Here is a 12,082-nt window from a genome sequence, read left to right as displayed (position 1 = left end):
ACCCGAACGTTGTTCTGGGTCGTCAGGAAGTTCGGATTGTTCTGGTGCGCGATCGCGATCGCTTGATCGAGCGAGAGGGAGTTGCTACCGGCCGGTTGCTGCGCAATCAGTGCCTGCGCGGAGATCGCCAGGGCCGCGACGTACCGCAACGAACGCATTGTCGGCAATCCTTGTGGATGGGGTCTGGGGGGAGTACGGAGACACGGCGAGACGGGTTTCAGGCCGCCTCACCCCGAGCAGGGCGCTTCAGCAGCGAGGCGATTCACGGTTGGACCCGCTCGACTGCCCGGTGGTTGTGCCGCGCCGCCCCCGGTCGGCTCGTTCAACGCTTCCTTGGTAGCTCGTCGCGAACGGCCTTGAGCCCCGACGACGTCTCCGCCCGAAGCACACGCCCCTCGCCGTCGACCCAGAAGTCGCGCCGGTCCCCGCCGTTGACGAGCGAGAGATGCGTCGCCGTGACCGACTGCCCACCGACGTCGATGGGTTCCATCCCGTGGGCGGCAATCTGGAACATGCCGGCCCGCGCGACGTGTGGACTGATGACGCGAATCCCGCCGGAGCGACTGGATAGACCCGAAAAATACAACTGGTGCACCAATTCGTCGTCGAGAATGATGGTCCGCCCGCTCCCCATCGGATAATCCCGGCCGGACTCGTCGCCCCGTTGGTTCGACACGAGGGTCCGCAGTCGCCCCGGTTGACTGGCCGCCTGGACAATGACGGGTTTTTCTCCTTTGTCCTGAACCGTCAGCTTGTACGTCAGCGGCGTGCCGATCGAATCGGTTATCAGGTGCGCGGTCACCTTTCGGGTGCCTGCGTTCAGCTGACCGGTTGCCTCGAGCTGGCCGTTCTCGCCCCGCGAAATCCGGAAGCTTTCGACCTCGGACTGGGCTCCGGCGCCGCGTGAGATCCGGAAGGCGCCGTCGTCGACGATCGCGCTCTGCCCCGCCGCCGAGTTGGCAAGTCGGCCGCCGGCGGTCGACGCGATCGCGAGCCCGGCCAAACACGCCGCTACGGTGATGGAACGGACGTGTGTCATGAGGTTACCTACCCGGTTGAGACCGTCTGGTTCACGCTTCGACCCGTGGCGCGACGAAAATCCGGTCGCGAATGCGAGTGTAGATCCGTTGATAGATCGCTCGGCCCTTCTCCGCCGAGGCCAGCGAGGGGCGGCCGATCGATCCCGGACTCGCTCGCGGGACGCGCAGCCAACCGCGCCTGTAACGTCGCACCTCGTCGTTGGACATCATATAATCCTGCGCGCGGTCCGTGGCGACGAGCTCGGGCGCGATGTACAACAACAGCGAGGTGTCGACTTCGTCGCCGTGCATCGGTTCGGTTTGCCCCTCGAGCAGGTCACTGAAATCCACGCTCAAGACGTCGACGACCCGCACGCGCGCGCCCGACGTGATGACCGTCGAGAGCGCTTCCAGATGCGGATCGTGCTCGTGCGACGTGAGCAGAATGAACTCGCGAATGCCGGTCGATTCCCAGGTGTCGATGAGGTCGTTGAGAACTCGGTGAAGCGTCTTCTTCCGGAGCGACGCGTTGCCGGGGTAACCGCGCTCGGTCTCGACATTCACGCCGTACTCGATCGTCGGCGCGACGAGTACGCCGGATTCCACCGACAGGTCGTAGGCCAACCGCTCGACGATGAGCGAATCGGCGCCGAGCGGCATGTGCTGCCCGTGCTGTTCGCAGGTGCCCACGGGCACGATCAGGCGCGGGTCGCGCTCGATCGACTCGGCGACTTCGGCGGGGCGCATCAACTTGAGACGGCGCGGCGAGTTGACGCCGTCCGCGGCGGGCATCTGACTCATGTCGTCCAGGAACTCTCGTCGGTAATCCAGGCAAGTAGTCGAGACGGTGGCGATGGCTGAGCGTGCGTCCCCTCAATCCACCCCGGCCACCCCACGCTTGTTTCCATCCCGGTGGCCCGCGCCTTGGGCGTGGTGGGCGGCGGCCGCCGGACTCTCGCTGCTTACCGCGAGCCAGTGGCTCCACGCGCCAAGCGTAGAGTACCTCGTCCCGTTGATCGTCGCCACCGCCGTGACCGTCGTGACGTCGATGCGGATTCGTGGCCCGGCTCGGCGATGGGCGCTCGCCGCGTTCTGGGCGCTCATTGCCGTCGTGCTCATCTCGATCGCGGCGCAGCGCGAGCTGTGGACGATCGCGCACGATTGGGACGCCGCGCGCAGCGACGAATCGTCTCGCGGGCTGACCGCGCTCCAGCACGCGCTCGACGACGCGACGCGCGACGCCGGCCGCCGCGCGAGCGAGGCGCTCGCCGTGTCGGCGGAGCGTGACGTCGCGTTCGACCAAATGCGCCGGATCGCCCGCGGTCTCGACGACGGCGGCGTCATTCTCTATCGGGGCGACACCGCGTTCGCGTGGTCCGGCGATTTTCGCGCGCCCATCGACCAGGTCCAAGAGGGCACCACGATCGTCGCGACGCCGTTTTATCTCGCCCTCCAGGTGACCCAGCGCCGCGGCTACGACCGCGCCGCTGTCGCCATCCTGTTGGACGCGGCGCCGCCGGCGGATCGTTTCGTGTCCACGTTCGCGCAGCCGATCGCCGACCGCGCGGGGCTCAAGGAATTCAAGTTTCTGCAGCCGAGCGACACGGCGGTCTCTCCGGACCTCCTTCGTTACGTCACCGGTCATCTGCGGCTGTTCGACGTCGCCGCGGTCACGCTCACCCAGGGCGAGGTCGCGCAGCGGATCCAAGAGGTCGCGCGCGCGCGCGCGGGCATCGCGCTCGCCATCGCCCTCGTGTGCTTCGTGATCGGCGTGTGGAGGGCGACGAAAACAAATTCGCGCCGCGCCGCCGCGCTGGCCGTCGGGCTGGCGTGCGTCGGCCTCGTTCCGCTCAACCAATACTCGAACCTGAGCCGCCTCTTCGATCCGTCGGTGTACTTCATGGCGCGCGGCGGACCGCTGACTGGAAACGCCGCCGCGCTCGCGATGACCGGCGCCATCGTGTTGCTCGGCGTGTTGGCCGTGTTCCGCCGGCGCGGACGACGTATGTCGCGTTGGGCGGCCGTCGTGACGACGCTGGCTGTCGCGGTGCTGGGACCTTTCCTTCTGCGCGACCTCGCCCGCGGCGTGCACACACCATTGCGCGGCGTGGATACGTCGCTCTGGCTGGTCTGGCAGGTGCCGCTGTTTTTGGCGGCTGTCTCCGTGCTGCTCTCCGGCGCCGCGGCTGGGGCCATCGTGTTGGGTCCGCGACGCGGCGCTCCGCCGTGGGTCGCTCCGACCGCGGCGATCGTGGCGGCCGTGCTCGGCCCCGTCGTGTGGGAAGCGCCCGGGCGCTGGCCGTGGTGGTATTCGATTCTCTGGATCGTCGCCATCGGCCTGCTCGCGCTCAGTCGCAGATCGCGGCGCGTCATCCTCAGCGCGTCGACCGTCGCCGCGCTTGGCGCGACGACGCTCGTCTGGGGACGCACCGCGAGGGGCCGAGTCGAGGCGGCGGAGCATGACCTGGCCAGCCTTGGCCAACCGGATTCAGTCGCCGCGACGTTGCTTCAGCGCTTCGGCCTGAGCCTCGCGGGACAAGCGCCGCCCACGCGCGAATCGCTGCTCGAGAACTACGTCACGTCGGACATCGCCGCGGCTGGAAATCCAATCATCCTCTCTGCCTGGCCGACGGATACGGGAGCGGTCGCCACGTTCGCGACGGCCGACATCCCGAATCCCGTTCCCGAGGTCGCGCGCGTGGTCGCGACGGCTCGGCGCACCGGCCAGGTGATCATCGAACCGGTTGCGACTGACACCGCGGTTCAGCTGGTGATGGGCGCGCCATCGGCCGAAGGCGGCGCCACGGGGGTCGTTCTCGCCCCGCCGAGCCGTCTTTTCCTCTCGAATCCGTTCGCCCAACTCCTCGGTCTCTCCGAGGACCGCGACGTGGAGCCGCTGTACTCGGTGCGGCTTCGCGGTCCATTGCTCCCTCGCAGAGACACGACGCCCGGCCCGACGAAATGGAGACGCGACGGCACACAGCTGCACGGCGACCGAATCGTCGCGACGGGCCGAGGAGCGACGCCGGCCCACGTGGACGTCGAGCTCCGATCGCTCGACGCGCTCGTCGAGCGCGGAGCACTCATCGTCTTGCTCAACCTGGCGCTCGTCGGCGCGCTGTGGCTCGCCGCGGTCATCGCCGACGGCGGGGCCGGTCGTTGGCTGCGCGCCCGTCGCCGTACGCTCGGCCGTAGCTATCGCACCCGGCTGTCGCTGGCGCTGTTCGCGTTTTTCGTCATTCCAGGACTTGGATTCGCGGTTTGGATGTACGGCCAGCTCGCGTCGGACGCGGTCCAGTCTCGCGCCGTGCTGGTGGGCGAGACGCTCAGGTCGATCGAGCCGACGGCCAACTCGCTGTCTCGTCTCAGCGAACAGGCCGAGCGTCTCGAGACGCCGCTGTTCGTGTTTCGCGGCGGCGAGCTCCGTCAGACGAGCGATCAGCTCTATGACGATCTCGCGCCGACCGGCCGGCTCCTGCCGCCGAGCATCGAACGGACGCTCACCGTGCACGCCGAAGAGAACGCGACCGAGATCGAGTCGGTCGGCGACTCGCCGACGCTGTTCGGGTATCGCTCGCTGACCGAGATCCCGCCTCCGCCCGCCGTCATCGCGGCGCCCGCGCGCGCGACGGACGCTCCGCTCGGCCGCCGTCGGCGCGATCTCGGCGTCCTCGTGCTCTTCGCCACCGCCCTCGGCGCGCTCGCCGCGCTCTGGTTGAGCGGACTGGCCGCGCGCCAACTCGCGAAGCCCATCGGATCACTGCGCGAAGCGGCGCTCGCCCTCGCCGGCGGCAGCCGAACGGCGCCGCTCGAGACGGAGCCGACGATCGAATTCCTCCCGGTGTTCGCCGCGTTCCGCCGCATGACCGCCGATTTGAACGCGAGCCGTTCCGCGCTCGAGGAGGCGCAGCGCCGCACGGCGGCGGTGCTCCGCAACGTGGCCAGCGGCGTCGTCGCCGTCGATCGCGAGCGCCGGATCACGCTCGCCAATCCGCGAAGCGAACAGTTGCTCGGCGTGTCGCTGCCGCCGGGCGCGCATCTCGACGAGACGGTCAATGCCGAAGTGGCGCATCGCGTGGACGAATTCATGAAAGGCGCCGCCGACGAGCTCGATTTCGAGGCGACCGTTGAGCAGCGGCAACTGCGCGGCACGTTGACGCGGCTCTCTCGCGGCGGCGGTGGAATCGTGATCACGGTGGACGACGTGAGCGAGATCGCGCGCGCGCAGCGCGTGATCGCGTGGGGCGAGATGGCGCGTCAGGTCGCGCACGAAATCAAGAATCCGCTCACGCCGATCCGGCTGGGCGTTCAGCATCTACGGCGGGCACGCGCCGACAAACGCGTCGACTTCGACCGCGTCCTGGATCACAACGTGAATCAGATCCTCGCCGAGATCGACCGTCTCGACGAGATCGCGCGAGCCTTCAGCCGCTACGGGGCGGCACCGGACGAGCGAGCGCGCCCGAGCGAAGTGGACATCGCCGCGATCGTGCGGGAGGTCGTCTCGCTCGAGCGAATGGGGGGAGAAGGCGGGGAAGGCGACGAGGTCGAGTGGGTCGAGACCGGCGACGACTCGCGCGTCACCGCGCTGGCCCGCGTGGACGAGCTGAAAGAGGTGTTGCTCAACGTGCTGGAGAACGCGCGGCTCGCTGGAGCGGCCCGCGTCCTCGTGAGCGTGACCCCTCCGGGAGACAACGGCGACGCCGACCACGCGACGATCACGGTGAGCGACGACGGCCTCGGAATTTCGGCCGACGTCCTGCCGCGCATCTTCGAGCCGCATTTCTCGACGCGAACGAGCGGGAGCGGACTCGGTCTGGCGATCAGTCGTCAGCTCGTCGAAGGATGGGGCGGATCGATCACCGTGCATAGCCCGAGCGTCGAACCGCCGACCGACGGACGCCGCGGCGCGACGGTGACGATCGCGCTTCGCGCGGCGGCCGAGGGCGCGTCTACTCCGTAGTGCTGCCGGAGCGCGCGGCGCTCGCGCCGCGGATGCGAACGGTTTTCACGTTCACGAACTCGTGCATCCCGAAGGCCGAGAGCTCACGGCCATAGCCCGATTTCTTCACGCCGCCGAACGGGAAGCGCGCGTCCGACGCGACCATCCCGTTCACGAACACGCTTCCCGCCTCCAGCTCGCGCGCGAACCGCTGGATTTGTTCTTCGTCGCGCGTCCAGGCCGCGGCGCCGAGCCCGAACCGCGAATCGTTCGCCGCGGCGATGGCGTCGCTCGTGTCGCGCACGCTGGTGATGACGGCGAGCGGGCCGAAGGTCTCTTCGCGGAACACGGCGGTGCGTCGCGTGTCGTCGCGCATGACGGTCGGCTCGTAGAAGAAGCCCTTGCCGGCGCGCGGCGTGCCGCCGACGAGAAGCGACGCGCCTTCCTTGGTCGCGCGAGTCACTTGCGAGTGGAGGTCGTCGCGGATCTTCTCGGTCGCGAGTGGACCGACGTTCGTGCGCGCGTCCATTGGGTCGCCGACGACGAGCGCACGTATGCGCTCGGCGAACCGCGTCGTGAAGTCTTCGACGATTCGCTGCGCGACGATGAACCGTTTGGCCGCGATGCACGACTGCCCGTTGTTGATCGTTCTCGCCGTAACGGCGGTCTGCGTCGCCGCGTCGAGGTCGGCGCTTTCCATCACGATGAACGGATCGCTGCCGCCCAGCTCGAGGACGGTCTTCTTGATGTGCTTGCCCGCGACTGCCGCGACGCTGCTGCCCGCGCCTTCGCTCCCGGTGAGCGTTACGGCGGCGATGCGGTCGTCGCCGATCACTGCTTCGACCTGGCCCGATTCGATGAGCAGAGTTTGAAAGACGCCGGCCGGCGCGCCGGCGTCGGCGAAGAGCTGCTCGAGCGCCAGAGCACACTGCGGAACGTTTGACGCGTGCTTGAGGAGTCCGACGTTGCCCGCCGCGAGCGCCGGCGCCGCGAATCGGATGACCTGCCAGAACGGGAAATTCCACGGCATGACGGCAAGCACGACGCCGAGCGGCTGAAACGCGACGTAACTGCGTTCGCCGTCGGCGGCCACGGGTGCGTCGGCGAGAAATTGGGCGGCGTGGTCGGCGTAGTAGCGAAGACTCGTCGCGCACTTGGCGGCTTCGTCTTTCGCCGCGCCGAAGGTCTTGCCCATCTCGCGGGTCATCAGCTTTCCGTAATCATCGCGACGCGCGTCGAGGAGCTCGGCGGCGCGGCGAAGCACGGCGGTGCGCTCGTCGAGCGGCGCGGATCGCCACCCCTGCGCGGCGCGGCGGGCACACGCCAGTTTTTCTTCGATCGCCGCCGACGTCAACGGCGAGAATTCCCGCAGCTGCTCACCCGTGGTCGGGTCGGTGCTCGTTATCGCCATTCGGTCGTTCGCTAAAAAAGGCCCGTTGGTTCCTCGCTCCGGCGCTTACGCACCTCCGCTCGGAATGGTTCAGGGGCTACAGCTCCGGCGCTTACGCACCTCTCGGAATGGTTCAAGGGCTACAACTCCGGCGCTCACGCACCTCCGCTCGGAATGCCTCAGGGCGGTTATTTGGAGAGAAACTGGTCTCCCGTCCACGCGACGCCGCCCTCGGCGGTGTCGCCGGCGAACCAGCGCCTCCACCATGGGACCTGTCGGTCCTGCTCGAGCACCGCGCTCACGGCGTCGCGCCAAGCGACCTGCATCGACGCCGCGTCCTGAAACCGTTCGTTCGCCGACGCCGCGAGTCCGCGGCGCAGCCAGTCGGCGAGCTCCGTGGGATGCGTCGACAGGTCTACGTCGCCGCGCAACTCCCGCGCCAAGATTGACGCGCTGTCGCGCTCACCGAATGGCGGAGTCCCGGTCAGCGCGTAGGCGACGATCGCGGCGAGCGAGAAGCAGTCGGCCGCGGCGTCCTGTTCTTCGCCGAGCAGTTGCTCGGGCGGCGCGAACGCGGGCGTGCCCGAGGCGCCGGCCGTTTCTTCGCCTGTGGCGTTGGCGATACCGAAGTCGGCGAGCCGCCAGCGGCCGTAGCGATCTATGAGAACGTTTTCCGGCTTCAAGTCACGATGGACGATCCCGATCGCGTGCGCCGCGGACAGGCCGTTGAGGATGAAGTCGATCTGCGGCGCGATCTCGTTGAGCGTGCGTGGTCCCGATCGCGCGACCAGGTCCGCGATCGAGCCGCCTTCGGCGAGTTCCATCGTGTACCACGCGACGTCGCCGCGGCTGTCCCAGTCGAAGATCGGAACGATCGCCGGATGCGCGAGCTGCGCCGCGAGCTTCGCTTCTCGGCGAAAGCGTCCGACGATGCGCTCGTCGCGCGCGACGCGAGGATGGAGCAGCTTGAGCGCGACTTCGCGGCCGAGCGTGAGGTCGCGCACGCGCCATACAGAGCCGAACGAGCCGGATCCGAGCGCGGCGAGCACCTCATAATCGTCGGCGAGCGCCCAGCGGAGCCGCGTTTCCGGCGATTCATTGGCGCGAGACACCTCGGATTCCTCGCCCGCCAGCGCGACCATCGTGCGCACGCCGATGAGCCGGTCGATCGAGCGTAGCAGCGCGGCGATCGACGCGAATCGCTTCTCGGGATCCTGGTTCAGCGCGCGATCGATGATGCCGGCGAGTGCACGCGGACAGTCAGGCCGCATGAGTTGGATCGGCGGCACTTCGTCCGGCGGCGGATTCTCACCGGTCAGCGCGGCGAAGCACGTCGCCGCGAGCTGCCACTGGTCGCTCGCCGGAGTCGGGCACCACGGGCCAACGGTCCACTCGTGCGGCACCGGCATGAAACGGAAGTCGGGGAAGACTCCCGTAGGGATCTCCGCGCTCGGCATCGCCCACTGCCAGCCCATCATCCAGAGACGTCCCATCGGGGACGCGAAGACGGTCTCCGGTGACATGCAGCCGTGGGCGGCGCCGAGATCGTGGAGATAGCTGAGACCCGAGCCGATCTCGCGCAGCACGCGAAGCGCGCCCGGGACGTCGTCCGGTCCCATGCGAACCATCCGCGCGGCGATCGTTTCACCGGCGATCCAGCGGCGCAGATAGCCCGGGCCTCGGCGATTCACCGCGAAGGTCGACCAATAGTGATAGGTTGTCGGGATCGCGGGGTGGTTTCGATGCGCGAGAGACCGCGCCTCCGCCTCGAGCCATGCGGCGTGCGAATCGTTTGGCGCGGTCACCAACGAGAGCGACCGGCCCAGCGCGTCGACGACTTCCTGATAGTGTCGATGCTGCGTGTGGAGACCCTCGGATCCCCACGCCCAACCCGGTGGCAGCTGCCACTCGCGCAAATGCGGCGGCAGCTCCTGCGTCCGCGTGTACATGGACAGGAGCCGGCCGCTCGTGAGGTCGAGTCCGACCGCACCGTCGCCTGTCGCTCGGGGGGGGCTCGAGGAAGGCCCGGTCACATCTTCGACTCGGAAAGGATCTTCTCTGCCGCGGCGGCGAACTCGGGGACGAGCGAGATGTCTGGGAGGACGGCGACCTCGACACGTCGCACGGCGAGCGCCGACCCGTCTTTCGGCACTGAAGAGGCGAGAGACGGCACGTGCAACGTGACCGAGACGATGCGCCAGAGGGTGCTGGGCTTCGACTTCTCGCCGGTATCGTCCAGTGTATCCAGTTGCAGCACTTCGCCGCGGCTGGGGATCACCTCGCTCGGGACTTCGGCCAGCACCAGATCCCTGTCATGACGGACGACGCGCAACGTGACCATCGAGCTCTCGTGCGTAATGCGTGGTGGGCACCGCGTGCCGTCTCTCAGGGCCGCCACGCCAAAGCTATTGGACGGCGTAACCTGAGACTAGCGGCGCGCTGAAACTCCGCTGCAAGATTGACGTATTGATGCACGAGAAAACGTCGCGTGCCATTACGGAGGATCTCGTGTTCCACTTCTTCGCTTCGATCACCGGTCTCGCCATCACCGTCGCCGCCACGGCGTTCGGTTTCTGGCAGTCCCGTCGCTTCACCGTGAACCGGCTGCAATACGTGGACGCCGTCCAGAACGGTCTGGCGCCCGTGCTCGCCGGCGTCGGAGCCGCGATCGTGGCGCTCCCGATCGTGGCGTTCCTTCCGCTCGTCGGGACCGGGACGGCGCTGCTGTTCGGGTTGTCAGTCGCGCTCGGCGTATCGTCGGGGGCACGCGACATACGGAAGCGCCTGGGCGCTGGCTGAAGTTCGTTGGATCCCGGCCATTCTGGCGTCTGTCTTCGCCCGCCGGGTACGGCTGATCACTCGAAATCGGACGTCTGACCGCCGATTTCTGACATCAGACTAAGCGTGATGCGATAGCCTTCCTCGGTCGACGGCGCTCCGCCCGAAGCGCCGGGTCTGATGTCCGACGTCAGATATCAGACGTCCGATTTCTAGCGCTCAGCCGGCATCAACCCGGCGCTCGATGCGCAGAGTGGCAGCGCGCCCTTCACGCTTTCCAATCCGCGTCGTACACTTCCCGCGACCCTCGCCGGAGCCCTTCGATGCGACTCGCGGTCGCGCTTGCTGCTTTCGCTTTCCCCGCCACGCTCTCCGCCCAGTACCAGCAAGGCGCCACGCTGCGTCCCGAGCAGCAGCTCGCGCACGACATCTACAAAGAGATGGTCGAGATCAACACCGCGGATTCCGTCGGCAGCACGACTGTCGCGGCGAACGCGGTGGCGAAGCGGCTCAAGGACGCCGGATTCGCCGAATCCGACATCTTCCAGGGCGGGCCGCGGGCCGACAAGGGGAACATCGTCGTCCGCTATCACGGCAACGGGTCCAGCGGCCGCAAGCCGTTGCTGCTCCTCGCGCATCTGGACGTCGTTCAGGCGCTCAAGAAGGATTGGTCGCCGGACCTCGACCCGTTCGTCTTCACGGAGCGCGATGGCTACTACTACGGGCGTGGATCAGGTGACGACAAGGCGATGGCGTCGATCTTCGTCGCCACGTTGATCCGTTTCAAGCAGGAACACTACGTCCCCGACCGCGACATCATCCTCGCCCTGACCGCCGACGAAGAAGGCGGCCCGGCGAACGGCGTCCGATGGCTCATCGCCAACCACCGGGAGCTGATCGACGCCGCGTACGCGCTGAACGAAGGCGGCGGCGGCTCGTTGCGCGACGGAAAGCCGTTCATCAACTCGGTCGGCGCCGCGGAAAAGGTCTCCGCGAACTTCACCGTCTCGACGGCGAACCGCGGCGGACACTCATCCGTGCCGCGCGACGACAACGCCATTTACGAGTTGGCGCAGGCGCTCACGCACATCGCGACGTTCCAGTTCCCGGTCATGCTGAACGACGTGACGCGCGAGTTCTTCACGCGTACCGCGACCATTGAAACGCCCGAAGTCGGCGCCGCGATGCGCGCGATCGTCGCCAACCCGAACGACGCGAAAGCATCGGCGACGCTCTCGCGCGACCCGCGTTACCGCTCGATGCTGCGCACGACCTGCGTCGCCACGATGCTCACCGGCGGTCACGCGCGAAACGCGCTGCCGCAGGCGGCGAGCGCCAACGTGAATTGCCGCATGGCGCCCGGCCACGATCCCGAAGACGTACGCGCCTCGCTCCTCAAGGCCGCCGGCGACACGGGCGTGTCGATCTCCAAGGCGCCGGCGATGGAGCACGCCGCGCCGTCGCCGCTCACGCCCGAGATCATGAGGCCGATCGAGAAGCTCACGCATGAGATGTTCGGCCCGAACGTGCTCGTGATTCCGACGATGGGTACCGGCGCGACCGACAGCAAATATCTGCGCGCGATCGGCATCCCCGGGTACGGCGTCTCCGGACTCATGGGCGACCCGAACGACAACCGCGCGCACGGCAAGGACGAGCGCGTCCCGATCAAGTCGTACTACGACAGCGAGGAATTCCTTTATCGTCTCGCCAAAGAGCTGTCGTCGGGCAAAGTCGTTCCGTAGTCGCGTCGCGACCGCTTCCGCGCTGAGTGCACTCGCACTCGGCGCGGCGTTCGCGCCCCCCCGCCTCGCGGCGCAGCCCAGCGCGACCGCCGACGCTTGGCGCGACACGGCGCATCACAAGAGCGGTATGGTGCGCGTCGCGCCGAGCGTGCGGCTGAACTATCTCGACTTCGGCGGGGCGGGGCCGACGATTCTCTTTCTCGCCGGG

8 protein-coding genes are annotated in these 12,082 nt (G+C 67.9%); 3 read left to right on the top strand and 5 right to left on the bottom strand.

The window, feature by feature from the left end; genetic code table 11:
• Positions 1-322: 322 nt before the first annotated feature.
• On the bottom strand, positions 323-1,039 hold the full coding sequence (locus tag VGQ44_11450) for a hypothetical protein (GenBank protein HEV8447434.1): 717 nt from the start codon (positions 1,037-1,039) through the stop codon (positions 323-325).
• 31 nt (positions 1,040-1,070) lie between these two features.
• Entirely contained in the window at positions 1,071-1,820 is a 750-nt protein-coding gene (locus tag VGQ44_11445; protein ID HEV8447433.1) for a creatininase family protein, read from the bottom strand.
• Positions 1,821-1,917: 97 nt separating this feature from the next.
• Between VGQ44_11445 and VGQ44_11440 the strand changes: the two genes are divergently transcribed.
• Entirely contained in the window at positions 1,918-5,982 is a 4,065-nt protein-coding gene (locus tag VGQ44_11440; GenBank protein ID HEV8447432.1) for an ATP-binding protein, read from the top strand.
• On the opposite strand, the gene VGQ44_11435 is transcribed toward VGQ44_11440, so the two are convergent.
• The 3 genes from VGQ44_11435 to VGQ44_11425 form a co-directional block, all read right to left on the bottom strand.
• The gene (locus tag VGQ44_11435) at positions 5,972-7,372 is read right to left on the bottom strand and encodes an NAD-dependent succinate-semialdehyde dehydrogenase (GenBank protein ID HEV8447431.1); all 1,401 of its coding nucleotides are present in this window, start codon (positions 7,370-7,372) and stop codon (positions 5,972-5,974) included. The genes VGQ44_11440 and VGQ44_11435 overlap by 11 nt on opposite strands.
• A gap of 167 nt (positions 7,373-7,539) precedes the next feature.
• Positions 7,540-9,384: a serine/threonine-protein kinase gene (locus tag VGQ44_11430; GenBank protein ID HEV8447430.1), complete on the bottom strand. Its 1,845-nt coding sequence runs from the start codon at positions 9,382-9,384 to the stop codon at positions 7,540-7,542.
• Positions 9,381-9,692, bottom strand: a complete 312-nt coding sequence (locus VGQ44_11425; GenBank protein HEV8447429.1) for a hypothetical protein — start codon at positions 9,690-9,692, stop codon at positions 9,381-9,383. Before VGQ44_11425 ends, VGQ44_11430 begins: the two co-directional genes overlap by 4 nt.
• A 128-nt stretch (positions 9,693-9,820) precedes the next feature.
• On the opposite strand from VGQ44_11425, the gene VGQ44_11420 reads away from it, so the two are divergent.
• Together VGQ44_11420 and VGQ44_11415 are read left to right on the top strand one after the other, a co-directional pair.
• Positions 9,821-10,150 carry a hypothetical protein gene (locus VGQ44_11420; protein ID HEV8447428.1) on the top strand — a complete coding sequence of 110 codons (330 nt, stop codon included), beginning with the start codon at positions 9,821-9,823 and terminating at the stop codon, positions 10,148-10,150.
• A gap of 302 nt (positions 10,151-10,452) precedes the next feature.
• On the top strand, positions 10,453-11,874 hold the full coding sequence (locus VGQ44_11415; GenBank protein HEV8447427.1) for a M20/M25/M40 family metallo-hydrolase: 1,422 nt from the start codon (positions 10,453-10,455) through the stop codon (positions 11,872-11,874).
• Positions 11,875-12,082 lie beyond the last annotated feature (208 nt).

The organism is Gemmatimonadaceae bacterium, from assembly GCA_036003045.1.
Taxonomy (GTDB): domain Bacteria; phylum Gemmatimonadota; class Gemmatimonadetes; order Gemmatimonadales; family Gemmatimonadaceae; genus JAQBQB01.
Note: the sequence above shows the minus strand (reverse complement) of the source record. Positions and strands in the feature narration are given on the sequence as shown.

Coding starts and splice junctions, on each gene's coding strand:
- VGQ44_11450 (HEV8447434.1), bottom strand. CDS start 1,039: ATGACACACGTCCGTTCCATCACCGTAGCGGCGTGTTTGGCCGGGCTC.
- VGQ44_11445 (HEV8447433.1), bottom strand. CDS start 1,820: ATGAGTCAGATGCCCGCCGCGGACGGCGTCAACTCGCCGCGCCGTCTC.
- VGQ44_11435 (HEV8447431.1), bottom strand. CDS start 7,372: ATGGCGATAACGAGCACCGACCCGACCACGGGTGAGCAGCTGCGGGAA.
- VGQ44_11425 (HEV8447429.1), bottom strand. CDS start 9,692: ATGGTCACGTTGCGCGTCGTCCGTCATGACAGGGATCTGGTGCTGGCC.
- VGQ44_11420 (HEV8447428.1), top strand. CDS start 9,821: ATGCACGAGAAAACGTCGCGTGCCATTACGGAGGATCTCGTGTTCCAC.
- VGQ44_11415 (HEV8447427.1), top strand. CDS start 10,453: ATGCGACTCGCGGTCGCGCTTGCTGCTTTCGCTTTCCCCGCCACGCTC.